The following is a 660-nucleotide window of genomic DNA, read 5'->3' on the forward strand; positions in this document are numbered from 1 at the left end:
GTCTAATGAAAGTGCGGGTTCTGATTTTAAATCCGAGCAAGAAAATTCCAGTAATCCTGATTCACTTTTTTTCGGTGAGGAGGATTCGAAAAACACTTGGAATAATGATCAAACGGAGAAACAGCAACCAAGTAACGAAAAACTTTCGAAAAATTCTATTCGCGTTGGTCCTGATCGAATCCCTAGAGCAGGAATGAATTTATCTGTTCCAATGTCACAGCGTTTAATAAAAAAAATACCTTTGTTTGTTGCTATCGTTGTGCTGTTTCTTTTGGCTTTTGGTGCATGGATCGTTATTGGTAAGGTTCATACCGATTCTGCAACGCAGACAAAAATCGATTCTAGTTCAACGCAAATACAGAGCTCCAAGCAAAGTTCCAGCAAAAAATCTAGCAGCTCAAGCAGTTCGTCGTCTTCCGGCAGCTCTGATGTTGAAGCTTTATCGAAACCGCAATTTAACAGTAGTACGGCGACAATGACTTTTTATGATAACAAGGCCCATACTATTCAAGTTCAAGCAAGCAGCGCTTCTTGGACAATTTTCACAGTAGACAGTGTTACTCAATTTGAGACCACGATTCCCGCTGGTAGTTACAAGGATGTTACTTTAAGCAAAGATCAAAAGGAAGCCACGATTCATGTCGGCAATCCCTACAATAC

At 40.2% G+C, this 660-nt stretch carries 1 pseudogene; it reads left to right on the top strand.

Features of this window, described 5'->3' with window-relative positions:
- Positions 1-660, top strand: a pseudogene (locus tag KH893_RS11310) (helix-turn-helix domain-containing protein); the annotation flags it as partial.

Source organism: Liquorilactobacillus sicerae (assembly GCF_029916425.1).
In the GTDB taxonomy this organism is placed as follows: Bacteria; Bacillota; Bacilli; order Lactobacillales; family Lactobacillaceae; genus Liquorilactobacillus; species Liquorilactobacillus sicerae.